The sequence below is a fragment of the Geodermatophilus tzadiensis genome (genome assembly GCF_003002915.1).
In the GTDB taxonomy this organism is placed as follows: Bacteria; Actinomycetota; Actinomycetes; order Mycobacteriales; family Geodermatophilaceae; genus Geodermatophilus; species Geodermatophilus tzadiensis.
The window spans coordinates 1-25,242 of record NZ_PVTG01000002.1 but is presented as its reverse complement, the minus strand read 5'-3'; the positions used below and the strand labels follow the sequence as shown (position 1 = coordinate 25,242).

Below are 25,242 nucleotides of genomic sequence, written 5' to 3'. Positions count from 1 at the left end.
CCCAGAGCACACCACAGGAACGCGCCGTTCCGATAGGGCGCGGTGTCGCGTCCCGGCGGGGCCACTGCTGCCGGTCGCGCACGACCGTCAGCGATCAGACGTTGAAGCGGAACTCCACGACGTCGCCGTCGGCCATGACGTAGTCCTTGCCCTCGATGCGCACCCAGCCGCGGGACTTCGCCTCGGTCATCGAGCCGGCCTCCATCAGCTGGTCGTAGGAGACGACCTCGGCCTTGATGAAGCCGCGCTGGAAGTCGGTGTGGATGACGCCGGCGGCCTGCGGCGCGGTCGCGCCGACGGGGATGGTCCAGGCGCGCGCCTCCTTGGGGCCCGCCGTCAGGTAGGTCTGCAGGCCGAGCGTGCGGAAGCCGACCTTGGCCAGCTGGTCGAGGCCCGGCTCGCTCTGCCCGATCGACTCCAGCAGCTCGGCGGCCTCCTCCGCGGGGAGCTCGGCGAGCTCGGACTCGGTCTTCGCGTCGAGCAGGATCGCCTCGGCCGGGGCCACCAGCTCGCGCAGCTCGGCGATGAGCGACTCGTTGGCCAGCTCGTCGGCGTCGACGTTGAAGACGTAGAGGAACGGCTTCGTCGTCAGCAGGGTCAGCTCGCGCAGCGGCGCGGGGTCCACCCCGGCGGCGAACAGCGTCTGCCCGGTGTCCAGCACGTCCCGGGCGGCCACGGCGGCGGCCAGCAGCGCGGCGCGCTCCTTGTCCTTGCGCGACTCCTTCTCCAGCCGCGGGACGGCCTTCTCCAGCGTCTGCAGGTCGGCGAGGACGAGCTCGGTGTTGATCGTCTCGATGTCGTCGCGCGGGGAGACCTTGCCCTCGACGTGCACGACGTCGGGGTCGGTGAACACGCGGATCACCTGGCAGATCGCGTCGCTCTCGCGGATGTTGGCGAGGAACTTGTTGCCCAGCCCCTGCCCCTCGCTGGCGCCGCGCACGATGCCGGCGATGTCGACGAACGACACGGTCGCCGGCACCACCTTCTGCGAGCTGAACAGCTCGGCGAGCCTGCCCAGCCGCTCGTCGGGCACGCCGACGACGCCGACGTTCGGCTCGATGGTGGCGAAGGGGTAGTTGGCCGCCAGGACGTCGTTCTTGGTCAGCGCGTTGAACAGCGTCGACTTGCCGACGTTGGGCAGCCCGACGATCCCGATGGTGAGACTCACGGGAGTCCAGCCTACGGGGCCGTCCCGGGAGGGGACGACGCGCGCCGGGGACCCGACCGACCCGGCCGCGGTACGTCACAGCCACTCGGAGGCCGACGAGGCATTCCTCGCGCTGTCGGGCGGGCGACGACCCGGGAGCGTTCACTGCCCGGCGTCGGGAGGTCGAGCAGTGAGGGTCAGGCCGCCGGGGCCAGTGGGGGCGGAACACCGATCTCGGTGCCGTCGGGTCGCCAGGTGCGCCAGGTGCCGTCGGGTCGTCGTTCGACGCGGAAGCCGTGGTGGACCTGGGTGTGGTGGCGCTCGCACAGCAGCGCGGAGTTGGCCAGGTTGGTCTCGCCGCCGTCGAGCCAGTGCACCAGGTGGTGGACGTCGCACCAGTGAGTGGGCGCCCCGCAGCCGGCGAAGACGCACGCGCGGTCGCGCAGCTCGACCGCGCGGCGCAGGTGCCGGTCGGCCAGCCGGTGTTCGCGGCCGAGGTCCAGCGGGGCGCCGTCGGGGCCGAACACCACCCGGCTCGCGGTGGCGTCGCAGGCCAGCCAGCGGGCGCGGGCCGCGGAGATGGTCGCGCCGAAGCCCATCCGCCCGGCGTCGGGGCCGGTGGCGGGATCGGCCAGGTCCTCGAGGTCGATCACCACCGCGACGTGGGGCTTCACCGTCCGCAGGGTGGGCAGCGAACCGGACGCCAGGGCGGTGTCGCACAGCTGCACCAGCGCGTCGCCGAGGCGCTGGGCGCGGCTGCGCCCGTCGCCGGCGGGACGGTCGGCCTGCACGAAGGACTCCAGCGCCGCCTGCAGCTTCTCCCCACCCACCGCGTCGAGCTCGCCCCGCACCGACAACGACCCGTCAGCGTGCCTGGCCAGCGTCAACCGCCGCCCCTCGGTGGGATCGGGCTCGGGCCCGTCGGGATCGAGCCGGGCCAGGTAGTGCCGCACCGCGCGCACGAAGTCGGCGTGCGGGTGGTCGATCGCCACCTGGGTGAGCACGGCGTCGATGACGGCCAGGTCCACCCCGCGCTCGGCCGCCGCGGCCAGCCGCTCCGGCGTCAGCGCGGTCGCGGCCACCGCCACCTGCTCGGCCGACACCAAGCCGGCGTCATGGGCCTCGGCCAGCGCCGGCAGGTGCTCCAGCACCCGCCCGTTGCCCACCACCCGCGCCGCCGCCGCGGTCGACAGCCGGCAGTGCCCGGGCAGCCACGAGAGCATGCTCCTCGCCCCGTCCCGCTCCGGTGCCTGGGACAGCTCCGCGGCCCGCACCCGACGCGCCAGCAGGGCGTCGATCCGGTTGCGCTCGGCGACCAGCGCGGCGACGTCGTCCAGCACGTCACCGGTCAGCGGATCACCCGAACACATGTACGAAGTCTAGCCGGAGGGACGCCCTCGTGCAGCCTGAATCCCCAGGTCAGCGGCTCATCCCCAGAACAGCGCGCCGCCGGCCAGCGGAGCACGACCAGGAGTCAGCGGGACCGGCCGTAGCCGAAGAAGCCGCGCTTCTTGATCAGCGCCGCCACCTCGGCCGGCACCATCTCCTCCCAGCCGGTGTCGTCGGTGGGGATCCGCTGGAGGACGTCCCTGCTGAGGATCGGCAGGTAGTCCGGCTCGTGGTCGAGGCCGACGAAGCTGCCGCGCCGGTTGAGGTAGTCGAACAGCGGGCGCAGCTGCTCGGCCACCTCGACGGTGTCGACCGTGACCACCCGGCCGTCGCGCAGCATCGGGTAGACGAACAGCCGCAGGTCGTTCTTGAACAGGCGCCCGAAGCTCTCGAGGATGCCGCCGGGCAGCTCGGCGTGCGCGCCCTCGTCGAACAGCTCGAGCAGGCTGGGGACCCCCATGACCATCCCGAGCCGGCCGTCGGTGCGCCAGGCGAGGTAGGCGGCCAGCCGGTGGTAGGCCAGGTAGTCCGAGATCAGCACCGGCAGGCCACACGCGGCCAGCAGGTCGGCGCGGGCGAGGAAGTCCCGCCGGTCGACGACGTCCCCGCCGGCGCGCAGGTTGGCCATGGTGAGCTCGGTGAGGACGAGCACCTCGCGCCCGGCGACCGCCGGGTCCTTCTCGAACGCCGTCCGGGCCGCCTCGAGCATGTCGATGTTGACCACCGTCGGTGGGCGGAAGCTGCCGCGCTCCACCAGGATCGCCTTCTTCCGCAGCGCCTCGCTGGGCTGCAGCACCCGCCGGTCGGGCCCGAACATCGCCGCGCCGGAGAGCCCGACCTGCACGAGCTTGAGCGCCATCAGCCGGTTGTCGACCATCCGGAACTCGATGCCGCTCATCTCGATCAGGTCGATCTCGACCCGTCCGGTGGTGAGCCGGTCGAGCAGGCTCTCCACCAGCCGGTCGGGCTCGTGGTGCTGGAAGAAGGCGCCGTGCAGCAGGTTGACGCCGACCACCCCGAGGGCCTCCTGCTGCTGGGGCGCTTCCTCGTCGAGCATCCGCACGTGGATGACGACCTGGCTGGGCTCGTCGCGCGGGTGCGCCTGGAACTTGACGCCCATCCAGCCGTGGCACTCGTTGCCGCCGCGGTAGCTGCGGGCCACCACGGTGTCGGCGAAGGCGAAGAACGACGTGTCGTCGCCGCGCTGGTCGCTGAGCCGGTCGATGTTCAGCTGCAGCTCGCGGTCGAGCATCGCCTGCAGCCGGCCCTGGGAGACGTAGCGGTCGGCCTTGCCGTACACGGCGTCGCTGACCGCCATGTCGTAGGCCGACATCGACTTGGCCACCGTGCCCGCCGCGCCCCCGGCGCGGAAGAACCAGCGGGCCACCTCCTGGCCCGCGCCGATCTCGGCGATGGTCCCGTACCAGCGCAGGTCCAGGTTGACCTGCAGCGCCTTCTGCAGGGTGTCGACGCCGGCGTCCATGAGGCCCCCTCCGGGTGCGGCCCGGGTGCAGGGAGAGCGTAGGGCTCGCGGGACCCTGGTGACCCGTCCCGGCGACCGGCACGCTGACCACCGGAGCACCCTCGCCCCGGGGAGGTCGCATGGCCCGCCTCATCAGCTCGCGCGCGCTCCTCCAGCTGCTGCGCAGGGGGGACCTCCGCGCCCGGCTGCGGGCCACGCAGGACGGGCAGGCGGCCCTGCGTCTGCAGGTCGTCAGCGCGGCCCTCGACACCGGCGTGCTGGACGCGCTCGCCCGGGCGCCCGCGAGCACCGCGGAGCTCGCCCGGCTCACCGGCGCCACCGACCCCGACCTGCTGGAGGCCTTCCTGCGGGTGGCGGCGGTGGTCCGGCTCGTGGACGGGGACGGCGCCCGGTGGCGGCTGGCCCGCGCCGGGCGCGCCGTCGTCGAGGACGACCTCGTGCGGGCCTCGTACGAGGGCTTCGGCGGGTTCCACACCGACCTCTACCGCGGCCTGCGCCCGGTGCTCACCGAGGGCGCGCGGCGGCGGGACACCACCGAGCACGGCGAGGTCATCGCCCGGATGTCCGCCGGCTTCGATCCGTTCGTGCACGACCTGCTGGTGCGGACGGTCGCCGAGCGCCGCCCGCGCCGGGTGCTCGACGTCGGGTGCGGTGCCGGGCTGCAGCTCGCCGGGGTGCTCGAGGCGGCACCCGCCGCCACCGGCGTCGGGGTGGACGTCGACGCCGGCGCCGCCGCCCTGGCCGCACGCACCCTGCGGGAACGGGGCCTCGCCGACCGGGCGACCGTCGCGACCCTCGACGTCCGGACCGCGCTCGCCGAGGGACCGGGTGGGCCGCTCGGCGAGCCCTTCGACCTCGCCCTGCTCGCCAACGTCGTCTACTACCTCCCGCCGGCCGAACGGGTGCCGCTGCTGCGCGCGGTTGCCGGCCTGCTCACCCCCGGCGGCACCCTGCTCGTGGTCACCACCGCCACGGTGCCGCAGCTGTTCAGCCGGCACATGGACCTGCTGCTCCGTGCGCAGGAGGGCGACCTGCAGCTCCCCGACGCCGGCTCGCTGGTCCGTCAGCTGACCGAGGCCGGACTGCACCCGGAGCCGCCGCGGACGCTCGTCCCGGGAGCGCCCCTCGTCGCGGTGTCGGCGACCCGCTGAGGCGTCAGCGGGAGCTGGGACCGGGCAGCAGGCCGCGCTCGACGGCGACCATCACCGCGCGGGTGCGGTCGTCGACGCCGAGCTTGGCGAACACCCGCAGCAGGTGGGTCTTCACCGTGGCCTCGCCGATGAACAGCTCCCGGCCGATCTCGGCGTTGGTCAGCCCGCGCGCCACCCCGGCCAGCACCTCCAGCTCCCGCGGGGTGGGCTCCTCGGGGGCCGGGGCGCGCATGCGGGACACCAGCCGCGCGGCCACCGGCGGCGCGAGCACGGTCTCCCCGCGGGCGGCGGCGCGGACGGCGTCGGCCAGCTGCGGCAGCGGCGCGTCCTTGAGCAGGTAGCCGGTCGCACCGGCCGCGACCGCCCGCAGGATGTCGGCGTCGGTGTCGTAGGTCGTCAGCACCAGCACGCGGACGGCGGGGTGCGCGACGGCCAGCCGCTCGATCGCCGTCACGCCGTCCATCCGCGGCATCCGCAGGTCCATGAGGACGACGTCCGGCCCGGTGGCGGCCACCTGCGCCAGCGCCTCCTGCCCGTCGCCGGCCTCCCCGACGACGTCGAGGTCGGGCTGCGCCGCCAGCCAGCCGACCAGCCCGCCGCGCACCACCGGGTGGTCGTCGACCACCAGCACCCGGATGCTCACGACCCCGGCACCCGCACGGTCACCCGCGTCCCCGCGCCCGGCGCCGAGGCCACGTCGACCTCGCCGCCCACCTGCGCCACCCGGCCGCGCAGGCCCTCCAGCCCCGACGCGGTCACCGCCGACGGGTCGAAGCCCACGCCGTCGTCCTCCACGTGCACCGACACCTGCGGGCCCACCCGCGCCAGCCGCAGCACCACGGCCGTGGCCCCCGCGTGCCGGCGGACGTTGGTGAGCGCCTCCTGGGCCCCGCGCACCAGCACCACCTCCTCGTCGGTGCGCAGCGCCGGGAGACCGTCGAGCGCGCTGGTGTCCACCCGCACGGCCAGCCCGGTCTCGCGCGCGAAGCGGGACGCGAGCCGCTGCAGTGCCTCGACCAGGGTCGACCCGTCCAGGGCCACCGGCCGGAACGCGGCCACGACCGCCCGCGCCTCGGCCAGGTTGTCGCGCGCGACCTCCTCGATCACCGCCAGCCGCTCGCGGGCGGCGTCGGGGTCGGCGGACAGCAGCGCGGCGGCGGTCTGCGCCTGCACCACGATCGAGGTGTAGCCCTGCGCCAGGGTGTCGTGCACCTCGCCGGCCAGCCGCTCCCGCTCGGCGAGCACCCCGCGCTCGCGCTCGGCGGTGGCCAGCTCCGAGCGGGTGCGCTCCAGCTGCTCGATGAGGTCGGCCCGCTCCGCGCTCTGCCGCAGCACGTGGCTGATCCACAGCCCCAGCGCGAGGCTGAACGCCAGGCTGACCACCGACTCGCGCAGGACCTCCAGCGGAGTGCTCCCGGCCGCCGCCCCGGACACCGGGCCGATCGCGCTCGCCACGGCCAGCAGCACCGTCCAGGCCACCCCGGTGAGCCGGCCCTGCACCACGAACCAGACCTGCGGGTAGGCGAGGAAGAGCAGGAACAGCAGCCCCGGGGCGAGCCAGCCGAGCAGCCCGAACGCGACCACCACGACGACGAGGTGGACCAGCGCCCGCCGCGGGTGCCCACCCGCCACGGCCGGCGCACCGGCGAGGACGTAGGACAGCGCCAGTCCCCCGAGGACGGCGAGCACCGGCCCCTGCTCCCCCGGCGCGGTCACCTCGCCGGAGAGGACGCTGGCCACCGCCAGCGTCCACACCGCCGCCGAGATGACGTGCATCCCGACGACCGTGGCGCGCCACCCGCGCGCGGACAGCGGCTCGCCGCCCTCGTCCCCGGCCGTGGGGAGGAGGGCGGCGGCCAGCCGGCGGCGGGCGGCGGTCACGCCGTCCGGCGCCAGCGGAACGTGCGGGCGCAGACCACGAGTCCGATGATCACCCACGCGGCCAGCACGAGGGCAGTGGTCCCGTGCTCCCAGCTGCCGGCGGGCTCGGCCACGGCCGCCGCGTCGGGCAGGAACACCGACCGCATGCCCTGCACCAGCCACTTCAGCGGGAAGACCGCCGCCACCTCCTGCATCCACGAGGGCAGCTCGGAGAAGACGAAGAACACCCCGGAGAAGAACTGCAGGACGACGGCGAACGCGCTGATCCCGTTGCCCACCGCGCGGCTGCTGCCCGCCGAGGCGACCGCGATGCCCAGCACCGTGCCGGCCACCGCGCCGAGGAGCACCACCCAGGCGAAGGTCAGCCAGCGGCCCACCCCGTCGGGCATCGGCACGTCGTAGGCGGTCGCGGCCACGGTGAGCAGCACCGCCAGCTGCAGCACGGTGGTGACCACCACCTGCCCGGCCTTGCCGAGGAAGTAGCCCAGCGGCGGGGTGCCGATCACCTGCAGCCGGGCCAGGTCGCCGCGCTCGCGCTCCTCGGCCAGCGCCGTCCCCACCGCCTGGAAGCTGGTCAGCATGATCCCGGTGGCGGCGATCCCGGCGAGGAAGTACTGCGCGAACGGCACCCCGCCCGGCCGGTCCTCGCCGGCGAACACCGACGCGAAGATCACCAGCATCACGATCGGGTAGGCGAAGGAGAAGACCACCTGCGCCGGGTCGCGGACGAACAGCCGCAGCTCCAGGCCGGTGCGGGCCAGGCCGATCGCCAGCGCCGACGGCGGCGCCGGGCGGGTCGTCGCGGGGCTCAGGACGGCGGTCATCGGGTCTCTCCCTCGGGCGTGGCGCCGACCAGGGACAGGTAGACGTCCTCCAGGCCGGGGCGGGTGACGGTCAGGCCGGGCACCTCACCGGCCGGGTGGGCGGCGAGCAGGTCGCGCAGCACGGCGGCCGGCTCGGGGGTGACGACCTCGCGGGTGGCGCCGTCCTCCGTCCAGCGCACGGTGGCCACCCGCCGCAGCTGCGCGCCGAGCTCGGCGGGCGGGGCGACGTCGACCAGCCGGCCGCCGGACAGGACGCCGACCCGGTCGGCCAGCTCGGCGGCCTCGTCGAGGTAGTGCGTGGTGAGCACGACCGTCGTCCCACCGGCGCGCAGGCCGCGGACGAGCTCCCAGAACCGGCGGCGGGCGACCGGGTCCATGCCGGTGGTGGGCTCGTCGAGGAACAGCAGCTCCGGCCGGCCCTGGACGCCGAGCGCGACCTCCAGCCGCCGCCGCTGCCCGCCCGAGAGCCGGGCCACCCGGGTGCCCGCCGCCTCGGCGAGGCCCACCGCGGCGAGCAGCTCGGCGGTGGGCCGCGCGGTGCCGTGGTAGCGGGCGAAGTGGTCGAGCGTCTCCCGCACGGTGAGCGCGTCGCCGACGCCGGTGCTCTGCGCGACCACGCCGATCCGGTCGCGCCACGCCCGCCCGGCCGTCGCGGGGTCCTGCCCGAGGACGGTGACCTCGCCGCCGTCGCGCCGGCGCACGCCCTCGAGCACCTCGACGGTGGTCGTCTTGCCCGCGCCGTTGGGCCCGAGCAGGGCGAACACCTCGCCGCGCCGGACGTCGAGGTCCACGCCGTCGACCACCGCGCGGCCGCCGTAGCGCTTGACCAGCCCGCGCACGCGGACCGCCGTGTCCTGCCCGGCCTCCACCGCGGCCGGTGCCACCTGGATCGCTGTCATGGCACCACCCTGGCCCGCCGCGGGTTCCACCGGGACGGCCGTTCCGTGGGTCACCCGTCCACCGGTCGGTGGACGGGCGGCCTCCGTGCAGGGGCCCGCCGCGAGCCTGCGAGTGGCGGGGGGCGGGGAGGCCCTCCTGCTAGGCGGTGCCGAGCACGGGGCGGCCGGCCAGCGCGGAGACGACCTCGACCGCGGGGTCCCAGTACCGCGCGTAGTGGTACGGGTCGGCGTTGCGCTGGGTGCGGTGCGCGGCGATGGTCGGCTCCAGCGACGGCCAGTCGGGCACCTCGAGCAGTGCGAGGAAGAAGTTGGTGGCGCTGGTGGTGGGGTCCATCCGGTCGGCGTAGGAGCCCCAGGCGCCGTTGTCCCGCTGCTGAAACAGCCCCCGGGAGTCCGGCCCGGCCGCGTCGCCACGGTCGAGCACCCGCAGCGAGGACTCGCCCATCGCGGTCATGACGCCGATCGTCTGCGCGCAGGTGTCCAGGCCGAGGTCCGCCGCCGCGTTCAGGACGGCCGCCGCGTTGGCCAGCTGCTCCGCGCCGTAGCCGGCGACCGGGCCCGCCGGGACCGCGGCGGGGTCGACCCGCACCGCGGGTTCGGCGGCGGCGCACTCGGCCGAGCGCGGCGGCTCGGCGGTCACGGAGCGGACCACCAGCACGGCCGCGAGCAGCACGAGGACGCCGGCGACGAGCGCGAGGACCCTCCGCTGCCGGGACGGGACCTGGCGGGCGACCTGCACACCCCGGCCAACGGACGGCGGGCCGGGAGGGTCCCCGCGGCTACTGGACGGGGGCGTCGGGCGGGGGCAGCGAGAAGCGCAGCTGCTCGTCGACGGAGGTGACGCCCTCGACGGCCAGCAGGCTCGGGCGGGCGCCGGCCGGCGCCCGCCCGGTGATCACGCCGAGCGAGCCGAGCACCCGCTCGACCTGCATCCCGGAGTCGCGCAGGGCCTGCGCCACCGTCTCGACCTGGGCCAGGTGGCCGTCGTCGACGGTCACGCTGACCGGCGTCAGCGGGAGGGACATGGCGGGAGGCTACGCCCCCCACCCCCGTCCCCTCCCCGCCGTCAGCCCCCGCCGGCGCCCTCCTGCGGCGCCAGCACCAGCCCGCTGCCGACGTCGACCGACGGCTCGGTCAACCGCTGCGCCGCCTGGGTCAGCGTCGCCCACAGCTCGTAGCCGCGCCGCCCGGTGGCCTCGGCCCACAGCGCCGCCACCCCGGCGACGTGCGGCGTGGCCATGCTGGTCCCGCTGATGGTGTGGTAGCGGTCGGGCATCGGCCAGGTGGAGAGCACGTCGACCCCCGGCGCGGCGACGTCGACCTCGCCGCCGGGCGCCGACAGGCTCCGCGCGGAGAACCAGGCCACCGTCAGCGCCGGGTCGAGCGCGCCCACGGCGAGGATCTCGACGCTGTTGGCCGGCGCCCCCACGAAGCCGAGCTCGCCGTTCTCCCGGTCGGCGTTGTTGCCCGCCGCGGCCACGATCAGCGAGCCCTGCTGCAGCGCCCGCCGTCCCGCGGCGGAGTAGGGCGGGTGGGCCTCGGCCACGTCGGCGCCCAGCGACATCGAGATGACCGCGCAGCCGTTGGCCACCGCCCAGTCGATGCCGGCCAGGATGCCGCCGTCGTCCCCGCTGCCCTCGTCGCCGAGCACCTTGCCCACGAAGACCTCGGCGCCCGAGGCGACGCCGTAGCGCGGCCCGGTCGGCGGCGACTGCGGGCCGCAGGCGGTGCCGACGCAGTGCGTGCCGTGCCCGTGGCCGTCCTGGGCGGCCTCCCCGGGCACGAACGACTCGGCGGTGACCGCGCGGCCGGCGAAGTCGGGGTGCGCGAGGTCCAGGCCGGTGTCGAGGACGGCGACCCGGATGCCGCTGCCGGTCCAGGGGGACGTCGTCGCCCGCACGGCCTGCACGCCCCAGGTCGCGGCCGCGGTGTCCTGGAACAGCGGCGGGGCCGCGGCGCCGTCCCCACCGCCGGCGCCGAGGACCCGCCCGGCGAGGTCGGCGACGCCGTCGCGGTAGCCGCGGACGTAGCCGGTCAGGTCCTCCGGCAGCACCCGGTGCACCAGCTCCGGCGAGACCGACAGCACCGGCGGGGCCGCGGCGCGCAGGGCGCCGACCTGGTCGGGGCCGGCCGCGACGACGGCGATGCCCAGCCGGGCGAAGACGGTGGCACCGGCCTCGCGCAGCGTCTGCGCCGGCACCCGCTCCGCGGGGAAGTCGCGGGAGTCGGCGACGTCGGTGACGCCGGCCGCCGACCAGTCGACCCGCACGTCGTCGCGGTCGGCGAAGACGACGACCTGGCGTCCGGTGGTCCGGACGGGCGGCCTCGGGCCCGGGCCCCGGCGGGCCGGTGGATCGATCACGGTTCCCCCTTCGTCCCGGCCGGCCGTGGCACCGGCGGGTCCCGGAAGTGTGTCGGGAGGAGGTGACAGCGCGCACTCCGGGCGGGGACCACGGCGGCGTCCGGAAACCGCCAGTCCCCGGCGCCGCGCGCTGCCATGCTCGTGCCGTGACCGCCTCCCTCGACGCCGAGCGCTGCTACCGCGCGGTCGCCAGCCGGGACGCCCGCTTCGACGGCTGGTTCGTCACCGCCGTCCGCACCACGGGCATCTACTGCCGGCCCTCCTGCCCGGCGCGCACCCCCGCCGCGGCCAACGTCTGCTTCTTCGGCACCGCCGCCGGCGCGCAGGCCGCCGGCTTCCGCGCCTGCCGCCGCTGCCGCCCCGACGCCGTCCCCGGGTCGCCGGAGTGGGACGTGCGCGCCGACGTCGTCGCCCGGGCCATGCGGCTGATCGCCGACGGCGAGGTCGAGCGCACCGGCGTCCCCGGCCTGGCCGCCCGCCTCGGCTACTCCGAGCGGCAGGTGCACCGGCTGCTGGTCGGGGAGCTCGGCGTCGGCCCGCTCGCCGTCGCCCGCGCCCAGCGCGCGCAGACCGCGCGGGTGCTCGTCGAGACCACCGACCTGCCGATGGCCGACGTCGCCTTCGCCGCCGGGTTCGCCAGCGTCCGCCAGTTCAACGACACCGTGCGCGAGGTGTTCGCGTGCACGCCCAGCGAGCTGCGGCGCCGGCGGCCGGGCCGTGAGGGCGGGACGCCGGGCTGGCTGACCCTGCGGCTGGCCGCCCGCGCGCCGTTCGACGCCGCCGAGGTGCTGCACTTCCTCGGCCTGCACGCCGTCCCCGGCCTGGAGGAGTGGGACGGGACGACGTTCTCCCGCGTGCTCGACCTGCCCGCGGGCCCCGGCGTCGTCCGGCTCTCCCCCGCCGCGGACGGCGGCCCGGCGGTGACCGCGCGGCTGCTGCTCGCCGACCTGCGCGACCTGCGCGCCGCCGTCCCCCGCTGCCGGCGGCTGCTCGACCTCGACGCCGACCCGCTCGCCGTCGACGAGGTCCTGGGCGCCGACCCCGCGCTGGCCCCGCTGGTCGCCGGCGCGCCCGGCCGCCGGGTGCCCGCCTCGCCCGACGGCCCGGAGGCGGCGGCGCGCGCGGTGCTCGGCCAGCAGGTGTCGGTGGCCGGCGCCCGCACGCTCACCGCCCGCGTCGTCGCGCTGGCCGGCACACCGCTCGCCGAGCCGGTGGGCACGCTGACCCACGCCTTCCCGCGGCCGGCCGCGCTGGCCGCGGCCGACCTGTCGGCGGTCGGCCTCACCGGCGCCCGCCGGCGCACGCTGACCGGGCTGGCCGCCGCGCTCGCCGAGGGCCGGGTGGCCCTCGACCCCGGCTGCGACCGGGAGGAGGCCGCCCGCGACCTGCTGGCGCTGCCGGGGATCGGCCCGTGGACGGCGTCCCTCGTGGTGATGCGGGGCCTCGGCGACCCCGACGTGTGGCTGCCCGGCGACCTCGCGCTGCGCCGCGCCCTGGCCGCCGTCGGCAGCTCCGACACCGACGCCGCGACGCGCTGGCGGCCGTGGCGGTCGTACGCCGCGGTGCACCTCTGGGCCCTCGCCGCGCCCACACTGTTCACCCGCTCCCCCGCCCCCGATCGGAGTGCGTCATGACCCCGCCCGCCCGCCACGCCACCGTGGCCACCCCGCCCGGACCGTTCACCGTCGTCGTCACCCCCGGGGCCGGCGGGGAGGACGTCGTCCTGGCCGCCGGCTGGACCGGCGACGTCGCCGACCTGCTGCCGGTCGTCCACCGCGCGCTGCGGCCCACCTGGGTCGAGCACGCCGACACCCTGCCGGTGCTCGACACCGTCGAGGCCTTCGTCGACGGTGACGTCGCGGCGATCGACGCCGTCCGGGTGCGGCAGCGGTCCGGGCCGTTCCTCGAGGACGCGTGGGAGGTGCTGCGCACGGTGCCCGCCGGGCAGCCCGACACCTACGCCGCCTTCGCCGCCCGCTGCGGCCGGCCGTCGGCGGTGCGCGCGGCGGCGAACGCCTGCGCCCGCAACGCCGCGGCGCTGTTCGTGCCCTGCCACCGGGTGCTCGGCTCCGACGGCGGCCTGGGCGGTTTCCGGTGGGGTACCCCGGTCAAGCGCTGGCTGCTCGACCACGAGGCCGCGCACGCCCCGCTCCCGGTCGAGGCCCCGGTGGAGGTCCCGGTCCCGGTCGAGGCATAGGAGGCTCTCCCCACGTCCCGGGGGCCGCGGACGTGGGGAAAGCCTCCTGTGCCTCGGCGGCGGCTCCCGGGAGATGTCGGTGAGCTGAGGCACCCTGCTGGCGTGGACGCCGCCTCCCTCCTGCTGGGCCTGCTCTTCGGGGTGCTGCTGGGGGCGGCCGTCACGCTCGGGGTGGTCGCGCTGCTCGCGCGCCGCCGGCCGGCCGACCCGGGGCTCGACCCGCTGCACGAGTCGATCGACCACCTGCACCGGCTGCTCGCCGGCATGGAGCAGGCCCGGGCCACCGCGCACGGCGAGCTGCGGGAGCAGATGGGCACCGTCGGGCAGACCAGCGCGATGCTGCGCCAGGAGACGGCGGCGCTGGTGACCGCGCTGCGGACGCCGCACGTGCGCGGCCGCTGGGGCGAGGTGCAGCTGCGCCGGGTGGTCGAGGTGGCCGGCCTGCTCGAGCACTGCGACTTCGTCGAGCAGCCGTCGTCCACCAACGACGAGGGCGCCGGCGTCCGCCCCGACCTGGTGGTCACCCTCTCCGACGGGCGGCAGGTGGTCGTCGACGCGAAGGTGCCCTTCACCGGCTACATCGAGGCCGTGCAGGCGCCCGACGAGACGGTCAAGGCGCAGCGGGTCGCCGCGCACGCCCGGCAGCTGCGCACCCACGTCGACCAGCTCGCCGCGCGCCGCTATCCCACCGCCTTCCGCCCGGCGGCGCCGTTCACCGTGCTGTTCGTGCCCTCCGACGGGTTCCTCACCACCGCGCTGGAGGCCGAGCCCGGCCTGCTCGAGTACGGCTTCGGCCGCGACGTCGTCATCGCCACGCCCAGCACGCTGCTGGCGCTGCTGCGCACGGTGGCCCACTCGTGGCGGCAGGAGCGGCTGGCCCGCGACGCCGACCAGGTCATCGAGGTCGGCCGACGGCTGCACGCCCGCCTGACCACGCTGTCGGGCCACCTCACCCGGCTGGGCTCGGCGCTGGGCGCCACGCTCGCCCGCTACAACGAGACGGTCGGCTCCTACGAGCGCTCCGTGCTCGCCGCCGCCCGGCGCTTCGACGACCTCGGCGTCGGCGAGACCCCGGTGCCGACGCCGCCGGCGGTCGAGGCCGTGGTCCGCACGCTGCGCCCCGCCGACGACCCCGCGGGCGACGTCGCCGGCGACCTCGTCGTGCCCGTCACCCGCCCCGCGCTGCCCGAGCGGACGCTGCTGCCCGAGCGCGACCCCGCCGACGACCGGGCCGACGACCACACCGACGACCAGGTGCGCCCCCTGCGCTGGACGCGGGACGGCTGACCCGCCCGGGCCGCACCCCGCCCGTCCCGTCCGTCACACCTCCCCCACTCCCCACCCAGAGTTGCCAAATCGGCGGGGAGACGTGTCGAGGTCCGACACCGGGAAACGGCCCGCCGATCCCCCACCCGTCGCTACCGTGAGTGCTCACAGCGGCCCCGCCCGGGGCCCACCGGTCCGGACGGGGAGGTGCCATGGCCTCGGTGCGCGCAGCCGACACCTGGCGGGACAGCGGAGTGCGCCCGGCGCGCCACCACGGCAGCCTCCGCCCCGACGTGACCGGCCCCGACCGCCCCGTGCGCATGGCCCGGCCGCCGGTGCCCCCTCCCCCGCCGCGCGGCCGTCCCGCGGTGCCGGCTCCCGACCGCGCCGGCGGGACGGGCCGCCCCGTCCCGGGCGGCCCCCGGCCGTCCGGCGCCCGCCCGTCCCAGCGCATCCCCTCGGCCGCCGTGCCGCCACTGCCCGACCGCGACGACGCCGACACCGCGGCCCGCCGGGACAGCCGCCCGACCGGGCGCCCCGCGCCGCGCACGGGCTCCCGCACCGCGCCGTCCGCGGCGGAGTCCGGCGGCCGGCTGTGGGGGGTGGTCGCCGTCCTCGGCGTCTTCGTCCTCACCCTGGCCGGCGGCGCCGTCGACTCCTTCTTCGGCGTCGGCCTGGGCCTGCTGACCCTGGTCACGCTCGTCGCGGGCTCGGCCGTCGCGACGCTGCTGGTCCGCAAGCCCGACCTGCTCACCCCGGTCGTCGCCCCGCCGATGGTGTTCGTCGCCGTCGCCGCGGTGAACGTGGGCCTCGCCCCCTCGGCCGGCCTGAACCTGCCGACGATCGCCACGGTGCTCATCCGCGGCTTCCCCACGATGGCCGTCGCCACCGGCGTCGCGCTGGTGGTCGCCGTGATCCGCTGGGCCGCCCGCCGGTGAAGGCACCGAACTGACCGGACAGCAGCAGGGCCCCCTCCCGACCGGGAGGGGGCCCTGCTGCTGTCCGGGGCGGGTCAGCCGCGCTTGGGCCGCAGCTCGTGGGGCAGCGCGAAGACCAGCCGCTCCTCGGCGGCCTTGACCGTCTCGACGTCGGGGTAGCCGCGCGCGGCCAGCCAGTCGAGCACCTCGCTGACCAGCACCTCGGGCACCGAGGCCCCGCTGGTGACGCCGACGGTGCCGACTCCCTCGAGCCAGGCCTGGTCGATCTCGGCGGCGTAGTCGACCAGGTGCGAGGCGCGGGCGCCGGCCTCCAGGGCGACCTCCACCAGCCGCACGGAGTTCGACGAGTTGGTCGAGCCGACGACGATGACCAGGTCGCACTCGGCGGCCATCTGCTTGACCGCCTGCTGGCGGTTCTGGGTGGCGTAGCAGATGTCGTCGCTGGGCGGGGACTGCAGGCCGGGGAAGCGGTTCCTCAGCTGGTCGACCGTCGCCAGGGTCTCGTCGACCGACAGCGTCGTCTGCGACAGCCACACCACCCGCTCGGGGTCGCGGACCTGCACGTTCGCCACGTCCTCGGGCCCGTCGACGAGCTGGATGTGCGACGGCGCCTCGCCGGAGGTGCCCTCGACCTCCTCGTGGCCGCGGTGGCCGATCAGCAGGATGTCGTAGTCGTCGCGGGCGAACCGCTTGGCCTCCTGGTGCACCTTGGTGACCAGCGGGCAGGTGGCGTCGATGGTGCGCAGCTGCCGGGCCGCGGCCTCCTGGTGCACCGCCGGGGAGACGCCGTGGGCGCTGAAGACGACGACCGAGCCCTCGGGCACCTCGTCGGTCTCGTCGACGAAGACCGCTCCGCGCCGCTCGAGGGTGGCGACGACGTGCTTGTTGTGGACGATCTGCTTGCGGACGTAGACCGGCGCGCCGTGGATCTCCAGCGCCCGCTCGACGGCGACCACCGCCCGGTCGACGCCGGCGCAGTAGCCCCGGGGATCGGCCAGCAGGACGCGTCCGCGCTGATCAGCCATGCCCCCATGGTAGGCGGGGCACCCCCCGCCCCTCGGCGTTCGCCGGGTCACACCGGGCCCCACCGGGCGGACCGCTGGTGAGACCTGCGACACGCCGCTGCGCGAGCGCCCCGCCCGACCGGGTGGCCGCCGGAGGGCACACGATGCCGTTCCGCGGGCACTGCGGCAGGCTGGAGGCATGTCCCGTGAGATCCCCGAGCCGATCCGCGCGAGTGTCGGCCTGGCCGCCACCGTGCTCGACGACGTCCGCAGCCTCCCCCGGACGCTGCCGGGACTCCCGGTGCGTCTCATCGGCATCGCGCTGCAGGCCGCGATGAAGCTGCAGCAGCAGTGGTCGGGTCTGGTGGCCCGTGGCGACGAGGTGCTCACCGGTATCCGGGGCGCGAGCGAGCCGGGCCTGGCCACCTTCGACGACGACGAGGACACCGCCCAGGACCGCGCCCAGGACGGCAGCCCGCTGGTGGCCCAGCCGATCGACGTCCTGCGCGACTCCGCCTTCGACCGCGCGCCCGACGTCGACACCACCGCCGGCTCGATCCCCGACGAGGAGGTGGCGGCCCTCCCCGACGACCCGGCCGCCGACGCCGTCGTCGCCGCGGTGGAGGACACCGCCTCCGCCCTGGACGACACCGGTGCGCGGACGGAGCTCACCGAGGTCGACGTCATGGAGGTCGACGTCGACACCGACGCGGCCGGCCTGGTCGACGACGAGGCCGCCGGGCTGCCGCCGGACCCGGCGCCGGCCGAGGTCGTGGCCGCCCTCGAGGACATCACCGACCAGGTGCAGGGCGCCGAGGAGGCCGCGGCCGTCCTCGACGCCGCCGACTCGACGCTCACCGCCGAGGACGCGCTGGAGTCGGCGCTGCTCGAGGCCGAGGGCACCGGCCCGGAGTCCGGCGCCGCCACCCCCGACGACGCCCCCGCCGCCAGCGACCCCGGCGGCTCCCCGGTCGGGGAGCTGGCCGGCGCGCCGGACGTGGGCAGCGACGACACCACCACCCCCGACGCCGCCGACTCCGGCGTCCCCGACACCGACATCGGCCTGGCCGACGAGGCTCCCGCGGGCGACGCCGGCGTGCTGGCCGAGGACGCGCAGCCCGACGCGGGTGGCGAGGCGCCGTCCGAGGTCGACGTCATCACGCCCGACGGCGAGGTCGCCACCGTCGAGGGCACCGTCACCGAGGAGGGCGTCGTCGCCCCCGAGGGCGGCGACGCGACGGCCGGGCAGGACACCGCGACGGCCGGGCAGGACACCGCGACGGCCGGGCAGGAGACCGCGACGGCCGGGCAGGACACCGCGACCGGTGAGGGCAGCGACGTCGTCACCGAGGAGCACGCCCGCGTCGACGAGGAGATGGGCGCCGAGGCCGGCCCGGCGGAGGACGCCGCGACCACCACGACCCCGGACACCGGCACCACCACGGACACCGCCGACACCGACACCGCGACCGACACCGCGACCGACACCGCGACCGCCACCGACGAGGGCGGCACGCCGGTCGCCGCGGCTCCCGGCGCGGCCGGCGAGCGGTCCGACGCCCCCGGCGACGACGCGGGGAGCGGCGAGCCGGCCGCGGCCTCGGCGCCGATCGACGGCTACGACGCCTTCACCATCGCCCAGCTGCGCGGCCGGCTGCGCGGCTACCAGCTCGCCACGGTGCAGGACCTGCTCGGCTACGAGGAGGCCACCCGCAACCGGCCGCAGTTCGTCACCATGCTGCGCAACCGGCTGGAGAAGCTCGAGCAGCAGGCCGTCGACGCCAGCCCCCTGCAGCCGCGGGGCTAGTGCCCGTCCGGGGTGCCGGGCAGGACGGTCGGTCCCGCCTGGCACCCTCGGGTGCATGACCGCGCCCTCCTCCCCCGAGGCGCCGTGGCCGGTGCGCACGGTGGCCCGCAAGGTCGCCGAGTGGATCGGCCGGCTGGGCGAGGTGTGGGTGGAGGGCCAGGTCGCCCAGCTGTCCCGGCGCGGGGCGGCGACGGTCTTCCTCACCCTGCGCGACCCGGCCGCCGACCTCTCGGTGCCGGTCACCTGCGCGCGCGACGTCGTCGACCGGCCCGGCCTGGAGCTCACCGAGGGCGCCCGCGTCGTCGTCCGGGCCCGGCCCGACTACTACATCGCGCGCGGGTCGTTCTCGCTGCGCGCCACCGAGATCCGCGCCGTGGGCCTGGGCGAGCTGCTGGCCCGCATCGAGCGCATCCGCAGGCTGCTGGCCGCCGAGGGCCTCTTCGACGCCGCCCGCAAGCGCCCGTTGCCCTTCGCGCCGGCCGTGGTCGGGCTGGTCACCGGCAAGGACTCCGCCGCCGAGCGCGACGTGCTGGTCACCGCCCGGCGGCGCTGGCCCGCGGTGCGCTTCGCCGTCCACCACAGCCTGGTGCAGGGCGTGAACGCGGCCGCGTCGGTCATCGACGGGCTGCAGCGGCTCGACCGCGACCCGGAGGTCGAGGTCATCGTGGTCGCCCGCGGCGGCGGCTCGGTGGAGGACCTGCTGCCCTTCTCCGACGAGGGCCTGGTGCGCGCCATCGCGGCCTGCCGCACGCCGGTGGTCACCGCCGTCGGGCACGAGACCGACACCACCCTGGTCGACCACGTGGCCGACGTCCGGGCGGCCACCCCCACCGACGCCGCGCACCGGGTGGTGCCCGAGATCGGCGAGCAGCGGCGGCTGGTCGACGGGCTGCGCGCCCGCGCCCGGCACCTGCTCGCGCTGCGGCTCGAGCAGCAGGTGCGCTGGCTGGAGGGCGTGCGCAGCCGGCCGGCGCTGGCCGCTCCCGAGCGGCTGCTGCACGGCCGTGGCGACGACGTCGCGGCGCTGCGCGACCGCGCCCGGCGCACCCTCACCCACCGCGTCGAGACCGCCGAGCGCGACGTCGAGCACGCCCGCGCACGGGTGGCCGCGCTCTCACCGCAGGCCACGCTCGAGCGGGGCTACGCGCTGGTGCAGCGGGCCGACGGCGCCCTGGTCCGCGACCCGGCCGAGGTCGGCGACGACGAGCGGCTCGCGGTGCGGGTCGCCGGTGGCCGGCTGCCCGTCCGGGTCGACCGGCAGGATGGGCAGCCGTGACCGCCGAGCAGCCCACCGCCGAGCAGCCCACCCCGGAGCAGCCGACCCAGACCTACGAGCAGGCCCGCGAGGAGCTGGCCGAGGTGGTCCGCCGGCTCGAGGCCGGCGGGCTGACCCTCGAGGAGTCGCTGGCCCTCTGGGAGCGCGGCGAGGAGCTCGCCCGGCTGTGCCAGCACTGGCTGGACCGGGCGCGCGAACGGCTGGCCGCGGCCACCCCCGGCGAGCCGCAGGCCTGAGCCGGGCTCAGCGCGCGGCCACCGGCGCGACGGCGGCGGCCACGGTCTGCAGCTCCTCGTCGGGAGCCGAGCCGGTCACCAGCAGCGTCACGCCGTCCTCCTCGCGGGAGAGCACCGTCTCCCCGCGGCCGGAGGTCGCGCGGGTCCACTCCTCGCCGGCCAGCTGGACGCTGCCGTCGGCCTGCGCGCCGTCGAGCACCGCGGTGAGCGGGTCGGCGTCGGGGTCGTCGCTGGTCACGTAGCCGGCGAACTCCGTCGAGGGGGTCACGTAGCCGATCTCCAGCGTCACCGGGGCACCGTCGACGGCGTCCCCGGCGTCGGTGCGCACGCTGGTGGGCCGGTAGCCGTCGGGCAGCTCGGAGGGCACCTGGACGGCGTAGCCCGCCCGCGCGGCGGCCAGCTGGACGGCGTTCGTCGGGTCGATCGGCCGCACCGGGTCGGGGTCGCCCTGCCGGAAGGCGATCCAGCCGACGGCGAGCAGGCAGATGACCACCAGCGGCAGCAGCGACCGGATCATGTTGACCGCGCTCATCCGGTTCGCCCGCTCCACCGCGGACGGCGGGGGCGGTGGCTGCTCGTCGGCCGACGGTCCTGCGCCCTGGTGTGCGGCCTGCTCGCTCGACGGGCCGGGAGTGCTCATTCCCCTAGGATCGCAGCACCGCCGACCCACCCCGCCCCGCCGGCGCCGGTGGCCGACCTGGAGGTCCCGTGACCCTGCCCGCGCCCGACGGCCCGCTGACGGCGAGCACGCACACCAGCAGCTCCTTCCGCGCCGACCGGCCCGCGCCCGACCGCAACCTCGCGCTCGAGCTCGTCCGGGTCACCGAGGCCGGGGCGATGGCCGCCGGCCGCTGGGTGGGCCGCGGCGACAAGAACGGCGGCGACGGCGCCGCCGTGGACGCGATGCGCGCCCTGATCGGCACCGTGAGCATGCGCGGGGTCGTCGTCATCGGCGAGGGCGAGAAGGACCAGGCGCCGATGCTCTTCAACGGCGAGCAGGTCGGCGACGGCAACGGCCCGGAGTGCGACGTCGCCGTCGACCCGGTCGACGGCACCACGCTGATGGCCAAGGGCATGCCCAACGCCATCGCCGTCATGGCGGTGGCCGACCGGGGCGCCATGTACGACCCGTCGGCCGTCTTCTACATGGAGAAGATCGCCACCGGTCCGGCCGCCGCCGACGTCGTCGACATCACCGCCCCGGTGGCCGAGAACATCCGCCGGGTCGCCAAGGCCAAGCGCGGCTCGGTAGCCGACGTCACCGTGTGCATCCTCGACCGCCCGCGGCACGACCAGCTGGTGCACGAGGTCCGGGAGGCCGGCGCCCGGATCAAGTTCATCACCGACGGGGACGTGGCCGGCGCCATCGCCGCCGCCCGCGAGGGCACCGGCGTCGACCTGCTCATGGGCATCGGCGGCACGCCGGAGGGCATCATCGCCGCCTGCGCGCTCAAGTGCATGGGCGGTGCGCTGCAGGGCCGGCTGTGGCCCAAGGACGACGAGGAGCGGCAGAAGGCCCTCGACGCCGGCCACGACCTCGACCGGGTGCTGCAGATCGACGACCTCGTCCGCGGCGACGTCTTCTTCGTGGCCACCGGCATCACCGACGGCGAGCTGCTGCGCGGTGTGCAGTACCACGCCGGCGGCTGCACGACGCAGTCGCTGGTCATGCGGTCGCGGTCGGGCACCATCCGCTCCATCGACAGCCTGCACGCGCTGGAGAAGCTGCGCGCCTACTCCGCGGTGCCCTTCGACCGGCACTGACCCCCGGCGGACGCAGCGGGCCCGGCACCCCCAGGGGTGCCGGGCCCGCCGTCCGTCGGCCTCCGCCGGTCAGCGCCGCGTCACTCCGGGAAGGCGTCCGTGCAGTACCGGTTGGTGCCCTCCGGCTGCCGGCCGGCGCACGTGTCGGCGTAGCGCTCGTACTCCGAGCCCGCGTCGGCGGCGAGGAAGAGCTCGTCGCACGCCCCCATGTCGCCGTCGAAGCACCGCTGCGCCTGGGCGTCCAGGGCCGGGTCCGAGCCGAGACCCGTGGGTGGGACGGTGGCCGGCGGGACGGAGCCGGGAGCGGGGGTGGGGCTCCCGCCGCCCGCGTAGAGCTGCTCGCAGCTGCCGCCCTGCGGGTCGTTGCGACCGCCGCAGGTGGAGCCGTACTCCTCCCAGGCCGAGCCGACCGGCGTGGCGTAGAAGAGGTCGTCGCACGCCGCCCAGTCCTCGGCCGCGCACCGCTCGGCCAGGGGGAGGAAGTCCCCGTCGGGGTCGGGTTCGGTGATGTCGCAGGGCGACGCCGGGTCGGGCACCCCTGCCGTGCCCGCCCCCGCCGGCTCCCGGCAGTCACCGGCGGACGACGGCGAGGAGCTCGCGGATGAGCTCGCGGACGAGCTCGGCGAGCTCGCGCTCGTGGTGGTCGGGTCGGCCGCCGTCGTGCCGCCGTCGTCCCCGCGGAGCAGGAAGAACAGCCCGACCGCGAGGCCGGCGAGCAGCAGCACGCCGCCGACGGTCAGCGCGACGACGAGGTTCCTCCTGCTGCCCGGCTGCTGCGGCTGGCCGTACTGCTGCCCGTACTGCTGCCCGTACTGCTGCTGCCCGTACTGCTGGCCGTACGGGGCCTGGTGGGGGTCGTAGCCGCCGTAGGGCTGCTGCCCGTACTGCTGCGCGTACTGCGCCTGGTTCGGGTCGTACGGCTGCTGCCCGTACGGCTGGCCGTGCTGCGTCTGGTTCGGGTCGTAGGGCTGCTGGCCGTACGGGGCCTGGTGGGGGTCCTGGCCCGGCTGCCCGAAGGGGGTGGTCTGCTCCCGCTCGCCGGACTGGCCGTAGGGGTTCGGCTGGCCGTACTGCCCGGGCTGGAACTGCGACGTGGGCGGTGCCGGCCGGCCCGCCTGCGCGGTCGGGTCGTCGGACGCGCCCCAGCCCTGCTGCCCCGGCTGCGGGGCCCCGGGGTCGGTGCCGCCCGGCGGCGGGGAGGGAGGCTGGGACATGGTGGCGGGCTCCTCGATTCGGGTCGGTTGCGGTCGACAGGTTAGGTCGGCCCCGGCCGGACCGGGAGCACGGCGCGGTCACGGGACGGCGGCGCCCCGCCCCAGCACCCCCGGCGGTCCCTCGGGTCGCGGACGGCCTGGTGGGACGGGCTCGCGGGGTGGCCGGCCGGGACGGCGGGTCAGTCCAGGTCGGTGCAGGAGGGGACCTCGTACTGCCGCACCCGGCCCCCGCAGCTGGAGCCGTAGTCCTCGTACCCCGACTGCGGGGGCGACTCGTAGAACAGGTCGTCGCAGGCCTGCAGGTCGCCGTCGAAGCAGCTCTGCGCGTAGGCGTCGAGCACCGGGTCGGGGCCGAGCTCACCGGGCTCCACCGGATCCGACTGCTCCACCGGCCCGAGCGTCCCGCCGGACGGGTACGGGTCGGCGTAGAGGCCCGCCTGGGCGCCGACCGCCTCGGCCATGCCCTCGCCGATCCCGCGGCCGACGTCGTCGGCGGCCGAGCTCAGCACCAGCGTGCCGAGGACGGCGGCGACGACCAGGCCGGCGGTCCCGACGGCGGTCGCGGCGAGCACGGTCAGCAGCGGCCGGCCGGCGGACGCCGGCGGCGCGGGGACCGGTCCGGGTGCGGGGACCGCCCGACCGGCGGCGGGGTCCCAGGTCCCCCACGGCGTCCACGCGCCCCCAGGGGTGCCCGGCGCCGGCTGCGGGGTCCAGGCCGGCGGCTCCCAGGACGGGTCGACGGACGGCGGGTGGGACACGTGGCCCTCCTCGGGGCTGGGGACGTCCGGGGGACCGTAGGGCCCGCCGCGACCCCGTCCGGGCTCCCGCTCCGAGCCTGGGAGGAGAGGCGGGGGCGGGGTGCTTCTAGGGTCACGCGTGCAGCACCGATCCCACCGACACCACACGGGAGCCAGCGTGGCCACGGAGCAGGACCACCGCATCGAACGAGACTCCATGGGGGAGGTCCGCGTTCCCGCCTGGGCCAAGTGGCGGGCCCAGACCCAGCGTGCCGTCGAGAACTTCCCGATCTCCGGCACACCCATCGAGCGCGAGCTCATCGCGGCGCTGGCCGCCATCAAGGGCGCCGCCGCACGCGTCAACGCCGACCTCGGCGTCCTCCCGGGTGACGTCGCCCGGGCGATCACCGACGCCGCCGGCGAGGTGGCGTCCGGGACGTGGGACGACCACTTCCCCATCGACGTCTTCCAGACCGGCTCGGGGACGTCGAGCAACATGAACACCAACGAGGTCATCGCGACCCTGGCCACCGAGGCCACGGGCACGCCGGTGCACCCCAACGACCACGTCAACGCCTCGCAGTCGTCCAACGACGTCTTCCCCTCGGCCATCCACGTGGCCGCCACCCGGGCGATCGTGCGCGACCTGGTCCCGGCGCTGCAGCACCTGGAGGCCTCGCTGTCGCGCAAGGCCGAGGAGTTCGCCGACGTCGTCAAGAGCGGCCGCACCCACCTGATGGACGCCACCCCGGTCACCCTCGGCCAGGAGTTCGGCGGGTACGCCGCGGCGGTGCGCTACGGCGTCGAGCGGCTGCGGTCCTCACTGCCGCGCATCGGCGAGCTGCCGCTGGGCGGCACCGCCGTCGGCACCGGCATCAACACCCCGCCCGGGTTCGCCGCCGCGATCATCGAGAAGCTCGCCGCCGAGCTCGACCTGCCGCTGAGCGAGGCGCGCGACCACTTCGAGGCGCAGAGCTCCCGTGACGCGCTCGTCGAGGGCTCCGGCCAGCTCAAGACGATCGCCGTCGGCCTGGTGAAGATCGCCAACGACCTGCGGTGGATGGGCTCGGGCCCGCGCACCGGCCTCGGCGAGATCCAGCTGCCCGACCTGCAGCCCGGCAGCTCGATCATGCCGGGGAAGGTGAACCCGGTGATCCCCGAGGCGGTCATCCAGGTGGGCGCCCAGGTGATCGGCAACGACGCCGCGGTCACCTACGCCGGCACCACCGGCGTCTTCGAGCTCAACGTGACGCTGCCGCTGATGGCCCGCAACGTGCTGGAGTCGATCCGGCTGCTGGCCAACGCCAGCCGGCTGCTGGCCGACCGCTGCGTCGACGGGATCGTCGCGAACGTGGAGCAGTGCCGCACCTACGCCGAGTCCTCGCCGTCGATCGTCACGCCGCTGAACAAGTACATCGGCTACGAGGAGGCGGCGAAGGTGGCCAAGCAGTCGCTCGCCGAGCGCAGGACGATCCGCGAGGTCGTGGTCGAGCGGGGCTACGTGCAGCAGGGGAAGCTCACCGAGCAGCAGCTCGACGAGGCCCTCGACGTCCTGTCCATGACCCACCCCTGAGGCGCGTTATGTGGGTTGCTCGCAGCAACTGAGTGTTGACATGGGGGCGCCTCTGCGGAACGCACGTGGTTGTCGAAGACCATTCGCTCCGCAG

24 protein-coding genes are annotated in these 25,242 nt (G+C 76.2%); 10 read left to right on the top strand and 14 right to left on the bottom strand.

Annotation, left to right across the window (positions count from 1 at the left end; translation table 11 throughout):
* Nucleotides 1-94 precede the first annotated feature (94 nt).
* The 3 genes from ychF to LY71_RS03080 all read right to left on the bottom strand — a co-directional run bounded on the left by ychF (nucleotide 95) and on the right by LY71_RS03080 (nucleotide 4,019).
* The gene (ychF, locus tag LY71_RS03090; RefSeq protein WP_106275520.1) at nucleotides 95-1,168 is read right to left on the bottom strand and encodes a redox-regulated ATPase YchF; all 1,074 of its coding nucleotides are present in this window, start codon (nucleotides 1,166-1,168) and stop codon (nucleotides 95-97) included.
* Between the two features lie 176 nt (nucleotides 1,169-1,344).
* Complete coding sequence (locus LY71_RS03085) at nucleotides 1,345-2,517, bottom strand: HNH endonuclease signature motif containing protein (RefSeq protein WP_106275519.1); 1,173 nt, start codon at nucleotides 2,515-2,517, stop codon at nucleotides 1,345-1,347.
* 104 nt (nucleotides 2,518-2,621) lie between these two features.
* Entirely contained in the window at nucleotides 2,622-4,019 is a 1,398-nt protein-coding gene (locus tag LY71_RS03080) for a nicotinate-nucleotide adenylyltransferase (protein WP_106275518.1), read from the bottom strand.
* 119 nt (nucleotides 4,020-4,138) lie between these two features.
* Here LY71_RS03080 and LY71_RS03075 point away from each other — a divergent pair, with 119 nt between their 5' ends.
* Complete coding sequence (locus LY71_RS03075) at nucleotides 4,139-5,170, top strand: class I SAM-dependent methyltransferase (RefSeq protein WP_106275517.1); 1,032 nt, start codon at nucleotides 4,139-4,141, stop codon at nucleotides 5,168-5,170.
* A gap of 4 nt (nucleotides 5,171-5,174) precedes the next feature.
* Here the strand turns inward: LY71_RS03075 and LY71_RS03070 are convergent, their stop codons facing one another.
* From LY71_RS03070 to LY71_RS03040, 7 genes are all read right to left on the bottom strand, one after another.
* On the bottom strand, nucleotides 5,175-5,813 hold the full coding sequence (locus LY71_RS03070) for a response regulator (protein ID WP_106275516.1): 639 nt from the start codon (nucleotides 5,811-5,813) through the stop codon (nucleotides 5,175-5,177).
* Nucleotides 5,810-7,051 carry a sensor histidine kinase gene (locus LY71_RS03065; RefSeq protein ID WP_245887632.1) on the bottom strand — a complete coding sequence of 414 codons (1,242 nt, stop codon included), beginning with the start codon at nucleotides 7,049-7,051 and terminating at the stop codon, nucleotides 5,810-5,812. Before LY71_RS03065 ends, LY71_RS03070 begins: the two co-directional genes overlap by 4 nt.
* Nucleotides 7,048-7,875 (bottom strand): ABC transporter permease, encoded by an 828-nt coding sequence (locus LY71_RS03060; protein WP_106275515.1) that lies wholly within the window; start codon nucleotides 7,873-7,875, stop codon nucleotides 7,048-7,050. The genes LY71_RS03065 and LY71_RS03060 overlap by 4 nt, the downstream gene beginning before the upstream one ends.
* Complete coding sequence (locus tag LY71_RS03055) at nucleotides 7,872-8,774, bottom strand: ABC transporter ATP-binding protein (protein WP_106275514.1); 903 nt, start codon at nucleotides 8,772-8,774, stop codon at nucleotides 7,872-7,874. The genes LY71_RS03060 and LY71_RS03055 overlap by 4 nt, the downstream gene beginning before the upstream one ends.
* Nucleotides 8,775-8,913: 139 nt before the next feature.
* A complete protein-coding gene (locus tag LY71_RS23670) occupies nucleotides 8,914-9,513 on the bottom strand; it encodes a hypothetical protein (protein WP_211297120.1) in 600 nt (199 codons plus the stop codon).
* Between the two features lie 40 nt (nucleotides 9,514-9,553).
* A complete protein-coding gene (locus LY71_RS03045; protein ID WP_106275513.1) occupies nucleotides 9,554-9,799 on the bottom strand; it encodes a hypothetical protein in 246 nt (81 codons plus the stop codon).
* A 41-nt stretch (nucleotides 9,800-9,840) separates the two neighbouring features.
* A complete protein-coding gene (locus tag LY71_RS03040) occupies nucleotides 9,841-11,136 on the bottom strand; it encodes a S8 family serine peptidase (RefSeq protein WP_106275512.1) in 1,296 nt (431 codons plus the stop codon).
* A 146-nt stretch (nucleotides 11,137-11,282) separates the two neighbouring features.
* Between LY71_RS03040 and LY71_RS03035 the strand changes: the two genes are divergently transcribed.
* From LY71_RS03035 to LY71_RS03020, 4 genes are all read left to right on the top strand, one after another.
* Nucleotides 11,283-12,770 carry an AlkA N-terminal domain-containing protein gene (locus LY71_RS03035; protein ID WP_106275511.1) on the top strand — a complete coding sequence of 496 codons (1,488 nt, stop codon included), beginning with the start codon at nucleotides 11,283-11,285 and terminating at the stop codon, nucleotides 12,768-12,770.
* The gene (locus tag LY71_RS03030) at nucleotides 12,767-13,333 is read left to right on the top strand and encodes a methylated-DNA--[protein]-cysteine S-methyltransferase (protein WP_106275510.1); all 567 of its coding nucleotides are present in this window, start codon (nucleotides 12,767-12,769) and stop codon (nucleotides 13,331-13,333) included. Before LY71_RS03035 ends, LY71_RS03030 begins: the two co-directional genes overlap by 4 nt.
* A gap of 102 nt (nucleotides 13,334-13,435) precedes the next feature.
* On the top strand, nucleotides 13,436-14,620 hold the full coding sequence (locus LY71_RS03025) for a DNA recombination protein RmuC (RefSeq protein WP_106275509.1): 1,185 nt from the start codon (nucleotides 13,436-13,438) through the stop codon (nucleotides 14,618-14,620).
* 200 nt (nucleotides 14,621-14,820) lie between these two features.
* Entirely contained in the window at nucleotides 14,821-15,537 is a 717-nt protein-coding gene (locus LY71_RS03020) for a DUF6542 domain-containing protein (protein WP_146146048.1), read from the top strand.
* 74 nt (nucleotides 15,538-15,611) lie between these two features.
* Here the strand turns inward: LY71_RS03020 and LY71_RS03015 are convergent, their stop codons facing one another.
* Entirely contained in the window at nucleotides 15,612-16,562 is a 951-nt protein-coding gene (locus LY71_RS03015) for a 4-hydroxy-3-methylbut-2-enyl diphosphate reductase (protein WP_106275507.1), read from the bottom strand.
* Between the two features lie 178 nt (nucleotides 16,563-16,740).
* On the opposite strand from LY71_RS03015, the gene LY71_RS03010 reads away from it, so the two are divergent.
* The 3 genes from LY71_RS03010 to LY71_RS03000 are packed head-to-tail and all read left to right on the top strand — an operon-like array spanning nucleotide 16,741 to nucleotide 19,860.
* Entirely contained in the window at nucleotides 16,741-18,348 is a 1,608-nt protein-coding gene (locus LY71_RS03010; protein WP_106275506.1) for a hypothetical protein, read from the top strand.
* 55 nt (nucleotides 18,349-18,403) lie between these two features.
* Complete coding sequence (xseA, locus tag LY71_RS03005) at nucleotides 18,404-19,624, top strand: exodeoxyribonuclease VII large subunit (protein ID WP_106275505.1); 1,221 nt, start codon at nucleotides 18,404-18,406, stop codon at nucleotides 19,622-19,624.
* Nucleotides 19,621-19,860: an exodeoxyribonuclease VII small subunit gene (locus LY71_RS03000; RefSeq protein WP_106275504.1), complete on the top strand. Its 240-nt coding sequence runs from the start codon at nucleotides 19,621-19,623 to the stop codon at nucleotides 19,858-19,860. Before xseA ends, LY71_RS03000 begins: the two co-directional genes overlap by 4 nt.
* Before the next feature lie 7 nt (nucleotides 19,861-19,867).
* Here the strand turns inward: LY71_RS03000 and LY71_RS02995 are convergent, their stop codons facing one another.
* Complete coding sequence (locus LY71_RS02995; protein ID WP_106275503.1) at nucleotides 19,868-20,500, bottom strand: DUF4245 domain-containing protein; 633 nt, start codon at nucleotides 20,498-20,500, stop codon at nucleotides 19,868-19,870.
* 68 nt (nucleotides 20,501-20,568) lie between these two features.
* Here LY71_RS02995 and glpX point away from each other — a divergent pair, with 68 nt between their 5' ends.
* Complete coding sequence (glpX, locus tag LY71_RS02990) at nucleotides 20,569-21,624, top strand: class II fructose-bisphosphatase (protein ID WP_211297119.1); 1,056 nt, start codon at nucleotides 20,569-20,571, stop codon at nucleotides 21,622-21,624.
* 80 nt (nucleotides 21,625-21,704) lie between these two features.
* Here glpX and LY71_RS02985 read toward each other — a convergent pair whose 3' ends face one another.
* Both LY71_RS02985 and LY71_RS02980 read right to left on the bottom strand, forming a co-directional pair.
* A complete protein-coding gene (locus LY71_RS02985; protein ID WP_106275502.1) occupies nucleotides 21,705-22,838 on the bottom strand; it encodes a hypothetical protein in 1,134 nt (377 codons plus the stop codon).
* A 179-nt stretch (nucleotides 22,839-23,017) separates the two neighbouring features.
* Nucleotides 23,018-23,596 (bottom strand): hypothetical protein, encoded by a 579-nt coding sequence (locus tag LY71_RS02980; protein ID WP_106275501.1) that lies wholly within the window; start codon nucleotides 23,594-23,596, stop codon nucleotides 23,018-23,020.
* 157 nt (nucleotides 23,597-23,753) lie between these two features.
* Here LY71_RS02980 and LY71_RS02975 point away from each other — a divergent pair, with 157 nt between their 5' ends.
* Nucleotides 23,754-25,148, top strand: coding sequence for a class II fumarate hydratase (locus LY71_RS02975; protein ID WP_106275500.1), 1,395 nt, complete (start codon nucleotides 23,754-23,756; stop codon nucleotides 25,146-25,148).
* Nucleotides 25,149-25,242: the final 94 nt, after the last annotated feature.